General features: G+C 58.3%; 17 protein-coding genes and 1 pseudogene. 11 read left to right on the plus strand and 7 right to left on the minus strand.

All coding sequences use genetic code 11. From position 1 onward, the window contains the following. Positions 1-185: 185 nt before the first annotated feature. From GGD40_RS01765 to GGD40_RS01775, 3 genes are all read right to left on the minus strand, one after another. Complete coding sequence (locus tag GGD40_RS01765) at positions 186-1,259, minus strand: hypothetical protein (RefSeq protein ID WP_179742618.1); 1,074 nt, start codon at positions 1,257-1,259, stop codon at positions 186-188. A 28-nt stretch (positions 1,260-1,287) separates the two neighbouring features. Then, positions 1,288-2,274 (minus strand): sulfotransferase family protein, encoded by a 987-nt coding sequence (locus GGD40_RS01770; RefSeq protein WP_179742619.1) that lies wholly within the window; start codon positions 2,272-2,274, stop codon positions 1,288-1,290. A gap of 358 nt (positions 2,275-2,632) precedes the next feature. Beyond that, positions 2,633-3,997, minus strand: coding sequence for a hypothetical protein (locus GGD40_RS01775; protein WP_179742620.1), 1,365 nt, complete (start codon positions 3,995-3,997; stop codon positions 2,633-2,635). A gap of 397 nt (positions 3,998-4,394) precedes the next feature. On the opposite strand from GGD40_RS01775, the gene GGD40_RS01780 reads away from it, so the two are divergent. Then, positions 4,395-4,817, plus strand: coding sequence for a hypothetical protein (locus GGD40_RS01780; RefSeq protein ID WP_257030310.1), 423 nt, complete (start codon positions 4,395-4,397; stop codon positions 4,815-4,817). 5 nt (positions 4,818-4,822) lie between these two features. Then, positions 4,823-5,089, plus strand: coding sequence for a hypothetical protein (locus tag GGD40_RS01785; protein WP_257030311.1), 267 nt, complete (start codon positions 4,823-4,825; stop codon positions 5,087-5,089). 347 nt (positions 5,090-5,436) lie between these two features. Here GGD40_RS01785 and GGD40_RS01790 read toward each other — a convergent pair whose 3' ends face one another. Beyond that, positions 5,437-6,321, minus strand: coding sequence for an NmrA family NAD(P)-binding protein (locus GGD40_RS01790; protein WP_179742622.1), 885 nt, complete (start codon positions 6,319-6,321; stop codon positions 5,437-5,439). A gap of 105 nt (positions 6,322-6,426) precedes the next feature. Between GGD40_RS01790 and GGD40_RS01795 the strand changes: the two genes are divergently transcribed. The 4 genes from GGD40_RS01795 to GGD40_RS01810 all read left to right on the plus strand — a co-directional run bounded on the left by GGD40_RS01795 (position 6,427) and on the right by GGD40_RS01810 (position 9,469). After that, entirely contained in the window at positions 6,427-6,846 is a 420-nt protein-coding gene (locus GGD40_RS01795; RefSeq protein ID WP_179704367.1) for a winged helix-turn-helix transcriptional regulator, read from the plus strand. Beyond that, the gene (locus GGD40_RS01800; protein WP_218900786.1) at positions 6,827-7,297 is read left to right on the plus strand and encodes a DoxX family protein; all 471 of its coding nucleotides are present in this window, start codon (positions 6,827-6,829) and stop codon (positions 7,295-7,297) included. The genes GGD40_RS01795 and GGD40_RS01800 overlap by 20 nt, the downstream gene beginning before the upstream one ends. Before the next feature lie 91 nt (positions 7,298-7,388). Further along, on the plus strand, positions 7,389-8,792 hold the full coding sequence (locus tag GGD40_RS01805; protein WP_179742623.1) for a GGDEF domain-containing protein: 1,404 nt from the start codon (positions 7,389-7,391) through the stop codon (positions 8,790-8,792). An 89-nt stretch (positions 8,793-8,881) separates the two neighbouring features. Further along, a complete protein-coding gene (locus GGD40_RS01810) occupies positions 8,882-9,469 on the plus strand; it encodes a class I SAM-dependent methyltransferase (RefSeq protein ID WP_179742624.1) in 588 nt (195 codons plus the stop codon). Between the two features lie 434 nt (positions 9,470-9,903). On the opposite strand, the gene GGD40_RS01815 is transcribed toward GGD40_RS01810, so the two are convergent. Together GGD40_RS01815 and GGD40_RS01820 are read right to left on the minus strand one after the other, a co-directional pair. Beyond that, on the minus strand, positions 9,904-10,512 hold the full coding sequence (locus GGD40_RS01815) for an FMN-dependent NADH-azoreductase (protein WP_179704372.1): 609 nt from the start codon (positions 10,510-10,512) through the stop codon (positions 9,904-9,906). Beyond that, positions 10,509-10,946 carry a nuclear transport factor 2 family protein gene (locus GGD40_RS01820; protein WP_179742625.1) on the minus strand — a complete coding sequence of 146 codons (438 nt, stop codon included), beginning with the start codon at positions 10,944-10,946 and terminating at the stop codon, positions 10,509-10,511. The genes GGD40_RS01815 and GGD40_RS01820 overlap by 4 nt, the downstream gene beginning before the upstream one ends. A 117-nt stretch (positions 10,947-11,063) precedes the next feature. On the opposite strand from GGD40_RS01820, the gene GGD40_RS01825 reads away from it, so the two are divergent. Both GGD40_RS01825 and GGD40_RS01830 read left to right on the plus strand, forming a co-directional pair. Beyond that, positions 11,064-11,459 carry a winged helix-turn-helix transcriptional regulator gene (locus GGD40_RS01825; protein WP_179742626.1) on the plus strand — a complete coding sequence of 132 codons (396 nt, stop codon included), beginning with the start codon at positions 11,064-11,066 and terminating at the stop codon, positions 11,457-11,459. 518 nt (positions 11,460-11,977) lie between these two features. After that, entirely contained in the window at positions 11,978-13,423 is a 1,446-nt protein-coding gene (locus GGD40_RS01830) for an IS1182 family transposase (protein ID WP_179742617.1), read from the plus strand. A 235-nt stretch (positions 13,424-13,658) separates the two neighbouring features. On the opposite strand, the gene GGD40_RS01835 is transcribed toward GGD40_RS01830, so the two are convergent. Next, the gene (locus tag GGD40_RS01835) at positions 13,659-14,606 is read right to left on the minus strand and encodes a LysR family transcriptional regulator (protein WP_179742627.1); all 948 of its coding nucleotides are present in this window, start codon (positions 14,604-14,606) and stop codon (positions 13,659-13,661) included. A 187-nt stretch (positions 14,607-14,793) separates the two neighbouring features. On the opposite strand from GGD40_RS01835, the gene GGD40_RS01840 reads away from it, so the two are divergent. The 3 genes and pseudogenes from GGD40_RS01840 to GGD40_RS01850 all read left to right on the plus strand — a co-directional run bounded on the left by GGD40_RS01840 (position 14,794) and on the right by GGD40_RS01850 (position 17,948). Then, positions 14,794-15,528, plus strand: coding sequence for an SDR family NAD(P)-dependent oxidoreductase (locus tag GGD40_RS01840; protein ID WP_179742628.1), 735 nt, complete (start codon positions 14,794-14,796; stop codon positions 15,526-15,528). A 72-nt stretch (positions 15,529-15,600) separates the two neighbouring features. Next, positions 15,601-16,054, plus strand: a pseudogene (locus tag GGD40_RS01845) (NADPH-dependent F420 reductase). 241 nt (positions 16,055-16,295) lie between these two features. Continuing rightward, positions 16,296-17,948, plus strand: a complete 1,653-nt coding sequence (locus tag GGD40_RS01850; RefSeq protein WP_179742629.1) for an FAD-dependent oxidoreductase — start codon at positions 16,296-16,298, stop codon at positions 17,946-17,948. Positions 17,949-17,961: the final 13 nt, after the last annotated feature.

Raw genomic sequence — 17,961 nt, forward strand, 5'->3', positions numbered from 1 at the left:
GACGACTTTGCGGCCGTTCTTTATGTCGGCACTTCTCTCGACAGTGTGTTTTCGTGGCGATCAGGATCGACTGCGTATCAAGCTTATCGTGACGGCGACATGGTGATTGAGACGGCTTTGCCGGTCAAAAAAATTATCCGCTTATGCCAACGGACTTCGCTCATGGCGAGACGCTCAAACGTCTCTTAAACCCACGCAGCAGACCTGCCTGACCGATCTATCTGAGCGTTGGCTGCCGATATGGCGGCTTGCTCCATGGCCGTTGCTCCCTGCGGTGCCTTGAGGCGCCCCGTCGTGGTATCCACCGCCGAGTCATGGTAGTGAAGCAGCGCAATACCGGCGCGTTCATCGAACCACCGATGCCGTCCTGCAAAATGCAAGTAGTAGTTGGCGTTCGAAGGTGCGTGTCGGAACGGAATCTGCCCTACGTGAATTGCCAGCCACATGGCCACCTGGTCGACGTGCGTTTGCTTGCGGGCTTTTTTTAGCGGTTCGATGTTCTGCAACAGCCAGAGCGCCCAATACCGCCATGCCGTGTCAACCTGCTCGACCAGGTGCTTCGGGATGCCGTACATGCCACCGTTGCAATTCCCTACGAACGTCAGATCCTGCTCGACATGCCTCCTGGTGGACCCGACCAGCTCTCGCAGCGCTAGTAGCGGCTTTCGCAACAGATCGACTATCCGCCGCCTGGGCGCGCGGATAGCCTGGTTGTCCAGAGGCTCGTGAGCGGCATGCTTGCCGCCATTGCTACTCGCCACGAGCCCCAATCCGCTCGAAGCATCGACTTCAATCAGCGGCGGTTCTTCGCGCATTCCGGCAAGGCGGGCGACCTGTCGCAATACGGAAAGCGGCGGGTTCGGACCGTCGACGACCTTAGCGGTCAGCTCCGCGTTGCTGAGATGAGGGCGTAGATCATCAAGAGCGATCATGTCGGTATCGAGCAGGACAACGATCGAAAAGTCGAGGTCTTTCAGATTGCCCAGTTGCGCCAGCTTGTTGCAGTAACGACCGTCGCCGAACGGCTTGATCTGGTGCGTCGTGCAGCCCAGTTTTTCGAAGATACGCCTGGCTTCATCCGGCACGCTTTCCGTGAACTGGACGTGAATATCGGCCGGGTCGTCGCAGCTATGCTGGCGCAGAGACAGCGCGAGGTGATACCCCATGGAGGCGAACTTGGGGTGCCGGTCGACAACAAACGAAAACAACGTTTTCCCGACGTTGATGGGTCCGCGAGAATCGTGCGCTAAAGAGGGCATGGCGAATGCGTGGCTCGTCAAATTTCGGCTAGAACAAGCGAACCGCTCGCATTGCTCGCACCGCAGCCGAGACAATTTTCGAGATCGACTGAACCGCCGCGGGCGTTCGCGTCGGTTCCTGTTGCGACAAGGCGTAATGCTCGGCGTCTCTGAGCGCCAGGGCGAGCGCCGACCTGGACTCTTCTTCCTTGTGTGAAAGCATGGCGCGCAATGCCTGGAACAGGCGTTGTGCCAGTTGCGGCGCGGCATGCGCGGCGTCGAACTCTTCCGGGGTAAATTGCCAATGCCGAAGGCGGTTATCGAGGAACTCTTGCGCGTAGACGGCGACACGCTGAGCGTTCAACGTAAGTCCCAGGCAGGTTGAGACACGCGTGAGTTCCGCGATCGGCGCATCGATAAGCGTATCGTAGTCGACGAGCACCCGCCGTTGCCCGTCTGTTGCGCGAATCGCGGGCACCATGTGAGCGAGCCACAACCGGCACGATTTCTCAAGACTGAAGCGGTCCCGGCGTTTCAGCGAACGGGCCACGCTGATCGGATTTCTGATTGCAATGACGTAGACGATGCGTATCCCTGAGCGCTCGAACACCGGCATCCAGAATGGCAGCAATCGCGACAGGCGCGGGTCCTTGAGCGCGAAGATCCTCGTTCGACACTTCTCGCGCAGCACCGAAGTCGCACGCTCCCGGAAAACGTCGAGCACCGCTGGTGCGATCCGATCGAGGTCGATGGTGGCCAATGAGTCCCAACTCGCCCCGGCAGCGTGCAGGAGCTCGGCGTTGATGCGGTGAATATCGAGATCTTCGAAAAAGCCCTTGTCGTTTTCACCTGCGACAGGATTCCCAAGGTTGTTGCCGAAATCGGCGCCTATCGTCTCCATGGCCCGAGTAATGGCGCTAGTTCCGCCTCGATGCATGCCTAAGACGACAATGAGCGTCGATTCAGTAAGCGAACGATTGACAGCGGGGATGTCATTTTCTAAAGAGGGATATGAATGCGAATAGACTTCCGTCACGATATGCCCTAGTAGCGCATTAATGCGAGTCACCAGGCGGTTCGAGCCGCGAGACGCTTAACACAGTCATGCATAGGCCGAGGACGACACAACGCAGAAGCGAAAGAGGTGCGGAAACCATGGCCAGGTTGAGGTGGCTGAATAGCTTGAACTATCATAGCAGCGGACTAAGCGCTGAGTCAGCGAAACAGCACGGAAAACGGTTCGCTGGCGGAGGGATTCGATTACCGAATATTCGGGTTACTTACGAAAATATTAGGTTACAGAATATTCCACTGGATCGCATCGATCGGACGGGATGACAGCGCGCACGGCGACAGCGCCTCCCCTATGGAAGGCGCTGAGCGAGTTTCACGGATTAGAGAAACGTAGCGGGCGGATTTGCGCCCATATAACTCTGAAGTCTCGCGTAGCGGCCTTTCAGTGTCGTCCCGTCGGCTGCAATCACGCCGTAGTTACCATCATTCGGGTCATCATAGAGTTCGAACAGCATGATGGCCTGCACGCCGTATTGCGCTGCCACACTTTCGACTGTTGGGTAGCCGCCCTGGGTACTGCCTTGATCGAGCAGCCAGTTACCCATCTGCTTTTCGGTCGGGACACCTGAGACGCCTGGCACCCCATTGCTAAACGGGCGTACGCCGAACTCCGTCAGCCAGATCGGCAGATTGCGCCGTGGCTGTAGCGTTGCGAGCACGTTGGTGACACCCTCGTAGTTACTCGCGGCCAGAATGTTTCCCATGTCCGAATACCAGTGCCACGCCTCAATATCCCAGCGAACCTGTGGATAGCCGGAAGAGCCATCTGGCTGCGTTCCGTTCCAGAGCATGTCGGAAAACGCGAAGTGCAGCCAGCTGCAGGCCGGCGCGATGATTTTTGCCGCCGTATCGATCGACTTGATGCCGTCGATCATGCCTCGTACGAGTCCTCGCGCCAGCGGGAATAACTGGTTGCTGTATTGCGACGGCACGTCGCCGTTATAGGCCCCGGACAACAGCAGTTGACTATCGATTTCATTCCCGACCTCGTAATAGCCGACCAGACCTTTCAATCCCGACGCCGCCGTTTGACCGAGCGAGTACCCCTGGTTGTAGTAATCCTGTTCGGTCATCGACGTATTCGACGTGTCGAGATATTGGTCGATGCAGGGGTAAGCCTGCATGCCGGTGCCCTGCAACTGCTGGATAAAAGTCTTCAACTGACCGACTTCGCTCGATCCATTCCCGTTGGTGCGCACCATCGTCACGCCCATTTGCCGCATCTGCGCGATTTGCGTGGAGAAGGGCACGGTGCCGTACGTATTATCGCCAACTGTCGAATGGGTATTAATGCCATAAAACACGAGATCTTCTGCGGGGCGCGGATCGTTCGCAGTCGCGACCCAGCCGGTCCCGTTCCAACTCCACCAGTCACCGACCTGATTCTGCTGGTAGACCGTGCTGTTGTAATAGACAAGCAAGGTGACGAGGTTGGTATAACCGGCGTTCTGTCCATTCAATTGGACGACGCCATTCGCCACGGTCCAGACCCCTCCTTGGGCGTCGGCAATGCTGTTTAACGGTGGAATGACCGAGCCGTTGGGAGAGGGGGTGCTGGCCCGGGTCGCTGACATTGCATTCAATTTCGCGGAGGAAGCTGGATTGTCATCCGCACCGCAAGCAGCCAGCACTGCACTGCCTGCCATTGCTATCGTAGTAGTCAGGAATTTTCGGCGATCATTCATATTGGCTCTATCCTCAGGAATTGAATTTCTTTTTTTGATTCAGTTCAAAACTCGTTGATAAGAATACGGACAGGCAGGCGGGGGCACTGTCAACGATTGTTAGTCGACGTCAGTACTCGGATCGCCAACATTCGAGAACAAATTAATGCCGATGATCCTTCGTGACTTTTATTGACAATATCTCGCTCGATCGCGAGCTATCATTTTCAGCGGCAAAATTGGGCCGAGTACTAGCGCGCTCCCGTCTAATCGTCAATTGCACGCCCTTCGTCTGAAAAGTGGGGCGTGTTCGACTGGGAGCCTGTCGCATAGTCAGCGAATCTCTTAAGAAAATTTGCGGGTTGCCGATATCAAAGGCAAACCTTTTTTATTGAAGCGGAAACTTATGAGCCTACGATTGAGGTCGTGGCTGCTGGCCTTCGCGCTGAGCGCCGTGTGTGCGGGTATCGTGGCTTGCCTCAACTTGATGCTCGCCAATCCGGGTGGTCCTCAACTGCTTTGGTTGACCCGCCTGCACGTAGCTTGTGCGTTCGCCGGCACACTTGCCATTACGCGCTTCATCCAGGGCGCGCCAGCCGCTCTGCAGGGGCCGACCTCCCGGACCATCATCGCTCAAGGCGTCGTCGCGCATAACAGAACGGAGGCGGTGAACTTCGTCGTCCCCGGCAAGAGCGCGTTCTTCTCGACGGGCCGCTGCGTCATGATCATCTGCTTCGTGCTGTGCTTCATGGTGCAATTCATCAGGGCCGGCAAGCCGGCCGAGGACACGGACGGCTCGCATGCGGGCACCGGTCAGCAAATGCGGAAGCTGAGCACGTGATGCCGATGGGTAAGCAACGCCGGGCACCGCCGGCGACGGCGCCGGAGGCAAAACCAAATGTTCGCCACCGATCCATGGATCAAACGCTCGCCGTCGCCTTGCTCGCGTTGGGCATCGCGTCGATCAGCTTCGGACTCTACAGTCTGATTCAAGCGTTCGACGTCTTCGATCTTCCGATGGCGTTCAAGGTGTGGTTCTCGCGGGCACTCGTCGCCCTTGTGATCGGCGTGATTGCCCTGCATTTCGGCGGCAGGCGCGTTGAGGCGCTTTAGGGCGAAGCTAAACGAGCCCGTTCAACGAACAGGACGTATCCGATCAACCACTGAGAGGTAGTCTGGACGAGTTAAGTGGTCTCCATCCTGGACGTATTCGTTCACCGTGCACGGTCGACGACTCGGCGATACGAGCATCGAAATACCTCTGTGGCTACAACGCGCGCCGATACGCATCTTCTGCCCTGCAAGCCGGTTCAATGTCGAACCAGGTTCTGTCACTTTCGGCCGCACGCTTGCGACACGTCGCATTGGTCCGGACACCAATGCGCTATGACGTGTTTCGTTATGTCACGGTATGACAATGACAGCCGCTCGATCTTTTTTCAACCCCGCGGCAAAGACAATCACCCCGCGTAGCTGGACTTAGCCTCTTCCAGATAATCGGCAAGTCGCTTTGGAGCGCGGCCGATGAGCGATTCGAGATGGTCCGTCACGATAGAAAGATTGCCGGCCCGAATCTCCGCCTCGATCGACACCAGGACAGAAATAAAACCGTCAGGAACACCCGCCGCTTTCAGCCCCGTGGCGAGTTGCTGGTCGGTCACATGGACGACGGCGAGCGGTTTGCCCGTAGCCCGGCGAGCAAGCTCGGCGATCTCTTCGTTCGACAGCGCCTCAGGACCTGTGAGCGTGTAGATCCGGCTATGAGGAGTTGACGTAGCCAGCGCTGCGGCGATCGCTTCGGCGATTTCCTCTCGTGCGACGTATGACGTTCTCCCACCTTCAGTTGCCGAATGCCATTGCCCGCTCTTCAGCGCATTGGGGAGCGACCTGAGCAGATTCTCCCGATACCAGCCGTTTCGGAAAATCACGTGCGGCAGCCCGATGGCCTTAATGGTCCGCTCGGTTTCCAGATGATCTGGCGCGAAGGTCAGAAGCGAACTGTCCGGATTGGGCTGCGATGTATAGGCGAGACGTTCGACGCCCGCGGCAACGGCTGCCGAGACCGCATTGCGATGCTGCTTCAGGCGTGTGTCCGCTCCATCCAGAGCATCGGTTGAAATGATAAGGACGGTTCCTGCGCCTTTGAACGCCTCGGTCAGACTCTTCGGATCTTCGAAGTCCGTCTTGCGAACCTCGATGCCCGCCGCAGCGAGGTCGGCAAGTTTCTCCGGGCTGCGGGTGCCGGCGATGATGCGGCTGTGTGCCACGCCGCGTGCAAGCAGATGCTTGACAACAAGTTGACCGAGTTGACCGGATGCACCGGTGACGAAAATTGTATTGCTCATGGCCTAGCCTCGCTCTGAGTGTTACTCTCGTTTTGAGAGCGTCCAGATAATCAAGCTTTGGCAGGCTTTCGTAAAGAAGGCAGTTTTTCAGGAGATAGTTACCCGATGGGAACCACCAACGCATCGCCAGGCGCACTCAAAACGAGGCTGGAGGAGGCCCGGGCCCAATATGGTCCTTTGACGAATTGCCCGGTGCGCGACGTTATCGATGTCATTAGCGGGCGATGGAGTTCATTGTTGATGATGGCGCTAGCCGAGCACCCACATCGATTCGGCGAACTTCGCCGGTTGGTGCCGGACATTTCGCAGCGAATGCTCACGCAGACACTTCATGAGTTACAGCGCGATGGTTATGTGCATCGTGAGGTCTTCCCGACAAAACCGCCCGGCGTTCAATACAGCCTGACCGACCTCGGTCGTTCGATGTTCGACGCATTGAACGTTTTGATTATGTGGGCCGACGGTAATCATGCCGCGGTTACCGCAGCTCGCCTCAACTTTGATAGTGAAAAAGAATCTGCGTAGGAGACGCGCCATCGAACAGCGGACACTCGGTATCTGGCGAAAGCTGGGCTTGGCTTTCGTCTTTTTATGGTTCTTCATAGGCGGGATTGCACATTTTGCCGCGACCGATCTGGAGATGCGCATTGTGCCGCCATGGCTGCCAGAACCCAGGCTTATGGTTCTGGTGAGCGGCGTATTCGAATTGCTCGGCGCGATCGGTGTGCTGATGCCGCGCACCCGACAGGTAGCCGGGTATGGGCTCATGCTGCTGACCATCGCGGTGACGCCCGCGAATATCTACATGTGGCAGCAAGCGAGCCAATTCCCGGCGATTCCCTACTGGGCGCTGACACTTCGTCTACCGCTTCAGGTCGCGCTGCTTGCCTGCATAGGGTGGTCGACACGTGACGTGCGGCGACGCCCGCCTGCGGGATCGCAACCAGGCCAGCGTTCAGCGAGAAGGAAACTGTAACCTGGTGAAAATGCTGGCGAGCTCCGGCATCGGAAACGCTACACTTCGCTCTCTCGTCCAGAGGAAAGTCACGCGTAACGATGTCGCTCCAATGTCCATCGCCGATCCGTTAAAACTATTGTCCAGTCGGCCTGACTTGAGGGTCATCGCCCGGCTTGCCTCCCTGCAGATGGTTTCGCTCGCGCTCGTTGCACTCACGGCGGGAACCGTCCTGTGCGCCTGGCTGGTGCCCGCTGTAGCGACGCTGCTTCCGCATGGCTGGTCGCTGATGAAGGTCAACACCGCGTTGTGCCTGCTGCTTGGAACGGGCAGTCTGGCGTTGTCCCGAAACAGGCAAACCGCCCGTCATCTGATGGTAAGCCGCGTTCTCGCCGGGGCGCTTCTGGTCATCGCCGGATCCGTGTTGCTTGAGCATTTGACCGGAACGGCGAGCGGTTTCGATATCCTGCTGGCCGCCGATGCGACATCGAGCCGGCCAGGACGCATGGCCCTGCAGACGTCGGTGTTTTTTCTCCTGCTTGGCCTGACATTGCTGTTTGTCCGCTCGCGCAAAAGCCCGATTTCAAACATGGCCGACGCGCTGACGCTGGCGATGGTGGTTCTGACGCTGGTGGTTCTCTCCGGGTATTGCTTTGGGGCAGCCAGGCTTTTTGGCGAATCCTCCGACACGCGAACTTCGCCCCATACGCTCGTTTGCATGGCGCTACTGGTTTTCGTGAAAATCGGCCGCCGAGCCGAGAGCGGCCATTTTTCCGTTCTGCTGGGAATTGGGATCGGCAGCCGTATTGCACGGAGCGTTCTGCCATTCGCGCTGCTCTTGCCGTTCCTGATGGTGAGCGGCAGCGCCTATACGACCCGACAGGGCTGGCTGTCCGCGTCGTACGCGGCGGCACTGAGCGCGTCAGTTATCTCGGTCGCGTTGTTCGGCCTGGTCATTCTGATGGCCGGGCGGATCAATGAGCTCGAACGGGATCTTCGCGACATGTCGCTCACTGACGATCTGACTGGAATATTGAACCGCCGTGGATTCAATCTGCTCGGCGAGCAAGCGGTGCTGCAGGCGCGACGGGACCAGTCTCCTCTGACGGTTCTGTTCTTCGACCTCGACGGCTTGAAGCAGGTCAATGACAGTTTTGGTCACGAAGCAGGATCGCAATTCCTCGTGGATGTCGCGACGTTGCTTCGCAATACATTTCGAGGTTCCGATATCGTCGCGCGGATCGGTGGGGACGAATTCGCGGTCGTGGTACACGACGGTGGCGCAAAAGCAAAAGTTGCGATGGCGCGTATGGACGAGAGTGCCGCGGCCATGAACCGAAATGGTAGCAGGGGTTACCCGATCAGCTATAGCGTCGGAGAAGCGAGTCGCGAATTGACCGGGGACGATTCATTTGAGCAACTGGTCTCACGAGCCGACGCCATGATGTATGAGCAAAAGCAGTCGAAGCGTCGTCTCGGCAGACAACGTGGAACCGTTGGGGTGATCGGGGTTTGATTGAAGGTTCGGTGCGATAGGTGGAGCAGGTGCGACCCGTGTGGCTTTGGGCAGGCAACGCAAATCGTTAAACAACACACTCCCAGGATATGTTCTCTCTATTTCCCGATCCCTGGCTAGACCGATGGCTAACTTTGATCAGGGCGCGAGCTGGTGAACGACCCGTGCTTGAGATTGGCTGTGGTTACGGGGACGACACGGCCACTTTGGCTAAAGCCGGTCTGCGCGTGATCGGCTTTGACCTCTCACGTGCAGCCGTAGCGTCGACGAAAATAAGAGTACCCACTGCGAACATCGAGCGACGAGACGTTCGTGATCCGCTTCCTGAGGAAGCGACGAACTTGGGTGTCGTATTGGCGAGCCTGTCGCTTCACTACTTTTCCTGGAACGAAACCGTGTCGATCGCAGATCGAGTGAGATTGGCACTGCGACCAGGCGGGGTGCTGCTATGTCGATTGAACTCCACCCAGGATAGAAATTTTGGTGCGCATGGGTGCGAGGAAATCGAGCCGAACTATTTTCTGGTAGATGGACAGCCAAAGCGCTTCTTTGACGAGGACGCAGTGTGTCGGCTTTTTTCCGATGGCTGGAACACGATCGCGTTAGAGCACGTCACAACCGATAAATACCGCAAGCCAAAAACGGCGTGGGAAGTCGTTCTGGAACGGGCGCAGTGACTTGTTGATGGAGTTCTCTCGGCTCGCCTGAGTCGTTCCTGTGAGCTTCGATGGCAAACGGATGGCAAGTATCTCGCGTGACGAAGTAGGCGAGTGTTCGCCGCAGTTCCCGAATGACCGCTATCGAGAAACCTATCGGTCTGCTGTGGGGTCGACCTGAGACGGTCGTCATCCGTCCCCTCGGCAATGGAGTGTCATTCGGTCGCGGCGTAGTTCGGACACTCGGGCGTCTGCTTTGCCTACGAAAGCGGCCTGTGAACTGAGCTTGTCGCCCGGTGTGAACTGACGACCCGTCGACCGGGAGCGCTCTGCGAATGAGGTAGTCTCGCAGCGCTCACCGACACCTGAAGCGACAAAAACGAACATCATGGCCTGATGGCAAACTCATCTTTCGTTTATGTATATCCTTCAGTTTCATTGACGGGAAAGAGTGCCTATAGAAGAAGCTCCATGACAGCCCTGTTTGCCTTCGGCACGGCGTTGGTAGCCAAGAGCGGTATATTCATCCCCTCAACGCGAACAGCCTGCACATCCACGATGCCAATGAAGCCAAGGATTTGGTGGAGATAAGGCTCGACAAAATCCCAGGAGCGCCACGGGCCTTCGGTGAAAACGCCCCCTGAAGCCAGAACCAGAATGGCTCTCTTGCCTTTTGCCAGACCGAGGACGCCACCATCCGAGTATTGGAAGGTTCTGCCCGGCCGAACGACCAAATCGATCCATGCTTTGAGGGCGGAGGGAATACCGAAATTCCACATCGGCGTTGCGATAACCAGTAGGTCGGATTCCAGAAGCTCGTCGGTTAGCTTATCCGACTGGCAGGCCGCATCCTTCAGTCTATCCGCCTCGGCCGGGTCCTTCGTCGAGATAGCTGGAAGCGTGATTTCGTCCAGATGAGGGAGATGCTCGGCGGCCAAGTCGCGGCGTATGAGCTTTGCCGATGGATAGAGGTCGATGAGCCGCGAGGCGAGCGTATCGGCGACCAGTCGACTCGCGGAGTCCTTCCCTCTCGGGCTCACCTCAATCATCAAAATCTGCTTCATATTGTTCGCTCCGATTTCTTCCCGGTCATTGCGCTCCAGGCTGCATGGGAGTCCATGTAGTCTCTCCAGTGTGTGATCTTGCGGTTTTCGACCTTGATGATTGAGCAGAACCGGTTGTTGTATTTCACGCCTGTCGCGAGGATGGCTCCATGAACCTCGTATTCGATGACGCAGCCTGTGTCTGTCTTGTGGGTAATCAACTTGTCGGCAGATTGAAGCGCGATGTTGTCGACGTAGCCTCTGAACGCAGCCATCAGGTCGATTCGTCCTTCGATAACGCGGGGCCAACCCAGGTCGTAGAGAACCTCGTAAATGACATCGTCGGAGACGATGTCGAAGAAGTGCTCTCCATCGACAAGGTCGCCGAGCGCCACTCGAACCAGATTGAAGTACGGGTCAGCAGCCTCGTAGGCAGCGTATTTCGGTTTCGACATTCCAGACTCCTTGCTCACTTCGGTATATTACTTACAGAATGAGAGTTGAATATAAATCGGAAGCTAGCCTCAAGGAAGAAGGCACTTTAGATTCAGTCACTAACATTGAGGTAAGTTATGAAGAAACCGAGCAAAGCCAGCCAACTGGATCCTGCAGCAATCTGCAAGAGCTCCGACCCGATGGTGGTCCGGGAACTGCTAACGAAGATTGGCGACAAGTGGACGATCTTCGTCGTGCTTTCGCTCGACCTTCTCGGCGGGCGCGCTCGATTCTCCGTACTCGAACGTGCGGTTCCGGGGATTTCGCAACGGATGCTCTCTTCGACTCTGAAGAATCTCGAACGTGACGGCATGGTAATTCGTGAGCTGTTTCCTGAGGTGCCCCCCCGCGTCGAGTATGAGATGACGGATCTCGGAAAGAGCCTACTGACCCCTACTCAAGGGCTGGTCGATTGGGCCAAGGAAAACTGGGAGCAAGTCAGGGATGCGCAATGTAAATTCGACGCGAGATAGCGTCTGGCATGGCATCAGCCACCGAGTCGACGTATTCTCGTTGGCTATCGCCTTTCTGACCGACAACTAGGCGAATGTGCATATCGTCCTGGATAGCGGTGCAAGCGTCCATGTTGGCACGCAATATCAGAGTGCGGCAATATCCACACAAGCGTGTCTTTACTGGATCGCTTGCGCTTGCCCGTTGAACGACCGCTTCACTTTTGAGAGCTGCCGATGTTCCCACAGCGCTCTGAATGACGGCAACGGGTCGATGGACGGTCCGTCGCCACAGGCGTCGTTTGGCTTATCAAGGAGGTGGCCCGTGGGACCATGTCCGGCCACAGCGCGGCGCTCGACTGTGTCCTCGGCTGGACGTTCACACATCAACTCAGCTTCGCAACCGGACATCCGCGCATCAAGATGTACGCTCCTTCACCGACCATATCCGACAAGCGTGAATGAGTCTTCGCGGCCGAGGCTGTGTGAAAACGACCTTATCGCCTAAACTGAATTAACGCGTTGAGACCGGGTGACTCATGAAGCGATTCGTTGAAGGCGATGACCGCAAGCAGGTCGCATTACTTCCCGAATGCGTCGATGACTACATCGAACAGGACAACCCGGTCAGGATCATAGACGTCTTCGTCGATGAACTGGATCTTGCGGAACTCGGCTTCAACGGCGCCACGCCGGCCACCACAGGTCGCCCCTCGTATCATCCGGGCGTGATGCTCAAGCTCTACATCTACGGCTATCTGAACCGTGTACCTTCAAGCCGGCGTCTTGAGCGCGAATGTCAGCGCAATGTCGAGATGATGTGGTTGACAGGTCGGCTGGCACCTGACTTCAAGACGATTGCCGACTTTCGCCGTGATAACGGTGCGGCTATTCGCAACGTCTGCAAGCGCTTCGTCGAATTGTGTCGCGGGATGAAGTTGCTGACCAGTGACACCGTGGCCATCGACGGCAGCAAGTTCAAGGCAGTGAACAGTCGGGACAGGAATTACACGGCGGGCAAGATCGATAAGCGCCAGCAGCAGATCGAGGAAAGCGTACAGCGATATCTCGACGCGATTGAAACCGCGGACCGGATCAATCCGACGGGCTTCGATGTGAAGACCGTAGACCTGTACGGGAAGATCGCCCGTTTGCGTCAGCAGATGCGCGAACTCGAACAGATCAGAAAGGAGTTGAAGAAGCAGCCGGACCAGCAACTGTCGCTCACAGATCCGGATTCCCGCTCCATGACCAGTAGTGGCAAAGGGACCGGAACGGTGGGCTACAACGTGCAGGCGGCTGTAGACACAAAGCATCACCTGATCGTTGAACACGAGGTGACGAATGTCGGAAACGATCGCGGACAACTCAGCAGGATGGGCGTGTCGGCCAGCAAGGCGATGGGCAGGACGGGACTGAAGGTGCTAGCCGATCGGGGCTACTACAGCGGTCCTGAGATTCGTGCGTGCGAGCAGGCTGGCATTACCGCCTATGTGCCCAAACCGCTCACCTCGGGCTCACGGAAGAAAGGTCTCTTTACGAAGCGCGACTTCATCTACGCCAAAAAGGACGATGAGTACCGGTGCCCGGCAGGCGAGCGCGCCATTCGACGGTTCACGACAGTTGAGCACGGTATGAATCTGCAGGTGTACTGGCCCAGTGCCTGCCCGGAATGCCATCTGAAGGAGCGATGTTCTACCAGCGCCTATCGCCGCATCCGACGTTGGGAGCATGAACATGTACTGGAAGCCATGCAGCGTCGGCTGGAACGCAAGTCTGATGCAATGACCATCCGCAGAAGCACCGTCGAACATGTCTTCGGCACGCTCAAACACTGGATGGGGTCCACACACTTCCTCACGCGCACGCTGGCGCGGGTGAGTACCGAAATGAGCCTTCAGGTATTGGCGTACAACATCAGGCGCGCCATCAACATACTCGGTGTTGAACGAACGATGAAAGCCATGAAGATAGCTGGAAGCTGACGCCCCGAGGGGCTTATTTGCGCCTGCGATGTTCGATTAGCCTGAACCCGATGCATTAAACTTGATCGACCTGGCTGGCAACCTTGCCATCTGCGGCAAAAGTTGAGTTTCCACACAGCCTCGGCCCGTTGCAGCCATTGAAGATTCCAGAAGGCAGACTGCTGTTGATCTACGTTGCGGACATCCGTCGAGGAACGGCAGGCCGCACCGGCTATCACTCACTCATGCCACGCCTTCACGCTTTTTTCCCTTTGCGCGAGACAACGCGCTTGCCGGCACCCTTTGCGAAGCGATGGCGATTGCCAAGAAGCTCGACCAGCCGCGTCTCGCATTCGGAAAACGCGTACCCGCGCCGCTGCGAGATCATGAACGTGAGGGCACGCATGTGCCATGCGCGCCGTTGGAGTTCGACAAGTGTTCCGTTCGCGAGGTCTTCCGCGACCACATGATGCGGCATGTGCCCCCAGCATAAACTCCCCCTGAGCAAATCGTGCTTCGCGCCGAGGTCATTCACCAGCCACTGGCGCTCACCGGCGACCCCCTGTTGTGTCTTTTCCGCATCGGGCTGATTGTCGGTTACGACAAGCTGGATGTGCCGGCCGAATTCCTCCCGCGGGATCGGCCCCGCGATGGCGGCCAGCGGATGCGATGGCGCACAGACGGTCACCATTTGCGCTTCACATAAATGCTGCCTTTCGATGGTGCCCGGGCTCAGCTCCGGCACGTCGGCGATCGTCACCGCCAATGCGCACGTGCCGTCGAGAACCAAACGCTCGCCGCCTTGCATGGTCGTCATGCGCAGATTGATTGCAACGGTTGGAAAGTCCGACTGCAGACTGCGCAGGCATTCGATCAGGTGCGCGCGCGGAAAATAGGTATCCACTGCAATCGAGACCTGCGGTACCCCGGCTTCAGCAATCGCAACCGCGCGCATCTTCATTTCCTCGGTGCGTGAGATCACCCCACGAGCATCCGGCAGGAGGCTGCGGCCCGCGGCCGTCAGCGTCGCTTTGCGAGCGTTGCGCTCGAACAGCACCACATCGAAGGCACTCTCGAGCGCGCTGATCGCGTGACTGATCGCTGACTGTGCACGCCTCAGCTCTCGTGCAGCCCCGGAAAAGCTGCCCTGGTCACACACGGCAACGAAGGCTCGAAGTTGATTGATGGTGACGTTATCGAGCATACGTATCCAAAGAGTAGATGGGAATTATAGATATTTAGTCAATTGGCTGCATGAATCAAGACCTTCAGAATCGTGTTTGTCGCTTTTGTTTCGGCACTCACAGTTAAGGGGTTCGGGTTCTACGTGTTCATGTGGTTGATGAATACAGTTCCCTGCTTCCGAACAACTCCAATGAAGGATGCATGACATGAACAGACTGAATGGAAAGACCGCCGTGATTACCGGTGGCGCTACCGGCATCGGCCGCGCCGCGGCAAAGCGTTTCATCGGGGAGGGCGCCTTCGTCTTCATCTTCGGCCGGCGGCAGGACGCGCTCGATGACGCCGTGGCCGACCTCGGACCCAATGCCCGCGCGGTGAAGGGTTCGGTCTCGGAGCTGGCCGACCTCGACCGACTCTACGCGGCGGTGAAGGCCGAGCGCGGAACCCTCGACATCGTCTTCGCCAATGCCGGGGCGGGAAGCCAGCTTGCGCTCGGCAAGATCACCGCCGAGCACATCGACGAAACCTTCGACACCAATGTGAAGGGCACGATCTTCACGGTCCAGAAGGCGTTGCCGCTGATGGGCAAGGGCGGTTCGATCATCCTGACCGGATCGAGCGCCGGCACCACGGGCGCCCCGGCAATGAGCGTCTACAGCGCGAGCAAAGCGGCAGTGCGCAATCTCGCGCGGAGCTGGGCGGAGGACCTGAAGGGCACCGGCATCCGGGTCAACGTGCTGTCGCCCGGGGCGACGGCGACCGAACTCGCGAAGGAAGCGCTAGGCGAGGAGGGCCAGAAGGTCTTCGCCTCGATGACTCCGCTCCAGCGCATGGCCGATCCGGCCGAGATCGCAGCGGCGGCCGCCTTTCTCGCGTCGCCGGACAGCAGCTTCATGACCGCCAGCGAGCTCGCCGTCGACGGTGGCCTGGCGCAACTCTGACGTGCCACGCCCGGCCGGTCACTCCATCCGATATTCGGAGCCCGTAGGGCGTGCTAAACCAAAGGAAAACAGATGAACTACGCAATTATTGGCTTCGGCAAGATCGGCCAGGCGCTTGCCGCGGCGTTTGCCCGAAGCGGCATCGAAGTAGCTGTTGCAACCACTCGCGACCCGGCAAGCTTTGCATCCGCGGCGGCCGCGATTGGACCCGGGATCATTCCCAAAAAATTGGCGGAAGCGGTCAAGGCGGACATCGTTTTTCTGGCTGTCGGTTTCGCGTCGCACCGGGATGTCGCGAAGGCACTGCCCACCTGGAAGGGCAAGACCATCGTCGATGTGACCAATGCCTACGGCGTGCCCCCTGAGGAACTGGGGGGACAACCTTCTTCCAGGGCAGTCGCGCAGGCCTTCACTGGCTTTCTCGCCGATCAAACTCGGCGGGCTTTCGGAAGGTGGACTGCTTGTGCAGGGGCGTGGAAATAGCTGGGGCCACCTGATCTTTAAGGACCTGGTCAAGTTCGACTGATGAATCGCGATCGCAAGTTTCGATGCGATCCTGCCTCGTGGACAAAGGGCAGTCACAACCGGGTTTCGCATGCGAAAGTCATATACTGGTTTGGTCTGCCTGCTGTCTATCGCGCAGCATTGGTATGCGTTCGCATAACTATTTGATCGGTATTGATGCACTCGGCGCGGGGAGACTAACGGCGTTGTGTTCGCCTCCATGTTCACCGAGCTTCACCTAAATTGCCTGTTTGGACGAATCCATGCTGACAATCGACGACATCCGGGCAATTCCGCTGTTCTCCACACTCCCTAACGACGAACTGGAACATCTCGCGCACACCTGCGCAGACCTGCATCTGTGCGCGGGTGAGTTCGCGGTCCATGAAGGGGGAGAGCGCGCACTGTACGCCGTCGTGTCCGGCAAGATGGAAGTCGTCAAGACGTTCGACGGTGTCGAGCGCACGTTGGGTTGGCGCCTGCCCGGAACCGTCTTTGGCGAAGTGCCGCTCGCGTTGAGTTCGCCGTTTCCCGGTGCCTATCGGGCCGCGGAGCCGTCGCGTGTCATGCGCGTGGATGCTCAGCGTTACTACGTACTTGCTGCGGCGTCGCCGGAAATCGCGTTCAAAATGGGCGCCCTGGCGCGTGAGCGGATTGGCGGACTGCAGGGCCTCTCCGCCGAGCCGCCCAAGGCCCGCGTGACCATGATTGGAAGTCGCTGGGACACCGCTTGTACCGCGTTGCGCCAGTTCCTCGCCCGCAACCAGATCAGCTACGACTGGATGACACCGGATGCGCCCGAAGTGACGGCGCGCTGGCCTGGCACCTGTCCGCCAGAGCAGGATTGCCCTGCATTGCGACTGGTCGACGGGACGGTGCTGAGGCGACCTGAGACACGAGAGCTGGCGGAGTTGCTGGGTCTGCAGACACAGCCTCGCTTCGCCGAATACGACACGATGATCATTGGTGGCGGGCCGGCCGGTCTCGCTGCGGCGGTGTACGGCGCGTCGGAAGGTTTGCGTACCGTGGTGCTGGAGCGCGAAGCGCCAGGCGGGCAGGCCGGGACCTCGTCGCGGATTGAGAATTACCTTGGCTTCCCCAACGGCGTGTCGGGCGACGAACTGGCGAGCCGGGCACTACAGCAGGCCAGGCGGCTCGGTGCGGAGATTCTGGTGACACGGTCTGTCGTTCGAATCGACGTGGCTGACCGTAGCGTTCACCTCGACGGCGGTGGCGTCATCCGGGCACGAACGATCATTCTCGCGACCGGCGTCACGTGGCGCCGCCTCGCGATCGACGGCTTCGACCGGTTTATCGGCAAAGGCATTTACTACGGCGCGTCACGCAGCGAAGCGAACGCGACGCATGGCCTCGACGTCTATCTGATCGGTGGCGGAAACTCGGCCGGCCAGGCCGCGTTGTACTTCGCCAATCATGCACGCAGCGTTACGCTTGTCCTGCGAGGCGATTCGCTGGAGAAGAGCATGTCTCGCTATCTCGTCGAGCAGCTTCGTGGGAAGTCGAACGTCGGGGTGCAACTGCGATCGGAAGTAGTCGGTGCGCACGGCGATACCCATCTGACAGCGATCGAGGTACGCGATGGATTGAGCGCAGAGGTGCATCGACACGACTGCGGTGGATTGTTCGTGTTCATCGGCGCCGATGCAGAGACCGAGTGGTTGCCGGAGGAAATCGCCCGCGATGCGCGCGGATATGTTCTCACCGGCGACGACGTCGTCAAGGCGGGACGCTGGTCCCATAGCCGGGATCCCTATCTCCTCGAATCGAGTGTTCCCGGCGTGTTTGCGTGTGGCGATGTGAGATTGAGCCCGGTCAAGCGCGTCGCTTCAGCGGTCGGCGAGGGCAGCATGGCGATCGCGTTCGCCCACACATATTTGCAGCACGACGCCAGATAGCATTGGGTGCCCC

The organism is Paraburkholderia bryophila (assembly GCF_013409255.1).
In the GTDB taxonomy this organism is placed as follows: Bacteria; Pseudomonadota; Gammaproteobacteria; order Burkholderiales; family Burkholderiaceae; genus Paraburkholderia.

Excerpts from the sequence above, each read along its gene's own strand:
- GGD40_RS01830 (WP_179742617.1), top strand. The coding sequence starts at position 11,978 with ATGAAGCGATTCGTTGAAGGCGATGACCGCAAGCAGGTCGCATTACTT.
- GGD40_RS01820 (WP_179742625.1), bottom strand. The coding sequence starts at position 10,946 with ATGTCGAAACCGAAATACGCTGCCTACGAGGCTGCTGACCCGTACTTC.
- GGD40_RS01840 (WP_179742628.1), top strand. The coding sequence starts at position 14,794 with ATGAACAGACTGAATGGAAAGACCGCCGTGATTACCGGTGGCGCTACC.
- GGD40_RS01805 (WP_179742623.1), top strand. The coding sequence starts at position 7,389 with ATGTCCATCGCCGATCCGTTAAAACTATTGTCCAGTCGGCCTGACTTG.
- GGD40_RS01825 (WP_179742626.1), top strand. The coding sequence starts at position 11,064 with ATGAAGAAACCGAGCAAAGCCAGCCAACTGGATCCTGCAGCAATCTGC.
- GGD40_RS01815 (WP_179704372.1), bottom strand. The coding sequence starts at position 10,512 with ATGAAGCAGATTTTGATGATTGAGGTGAGCCCGAGAGGGAAGGACTCC.
- GGD40_RS01795 (WP_179704367.1), top strand. The coding sequence starts at position 6,427 with ATGGGAACCACCAACGCATCGCCAGGCGCACTCAAAACGAGGCTGGAG.
- GGD40_RS01835 (WP_179742627.1), bottom strand. The coding sequence starts at position 14,606 with ATGCTCGATAACGTCACCATCAATCAACTTCGAGCCTTCGTTGCCGTG.
- GGD40_RS01810 (WP_179742624.1), top strand. The coding sequence starts at position 8,882 with ATGTTCTCTCTATTTCCCGATCCCTGGCTAGACCGATGGCTAACTTTG.
- GGD40_RS01785 (WP_257030311.1), top strand. The coding sequence starts at position 4,823 with ATGGGTAAGCAACGCCGGGCACCGCCGGCGACGGCGCCGGAGGCAAAA.
- GGD40_RS01775 (WP_179742620.1), bottom strand. The coding sequence starts at position 3,997 with ATGAATGATCGCCGAAAATTCCTGACTACTACGATAGCAATGGCAGGC.
- GGD40_RS01850 (WP_179742629.1), top strand. The coding sequence starts at position 16,296 with ATGCTGACAATCGACGACATCCGGGCAATTCCGCTGTTCTCCACACTC.
- GGD40_RS01790 (WP_179742622.1), bottom strand. The coding sequence starts at position 6,321 with ATGAGCAATACAATTTTCGTCACCGGTGCATCCGGTCAACTCGGTCAA.
- GGD40_RS01765 (WP_179742618.1), bottom strand. The coding sequence starts at position 1,259 with ATGCCCTCTTTAGCGCACGATTCTCGCGGACCCATCAACGTCGGGAAA.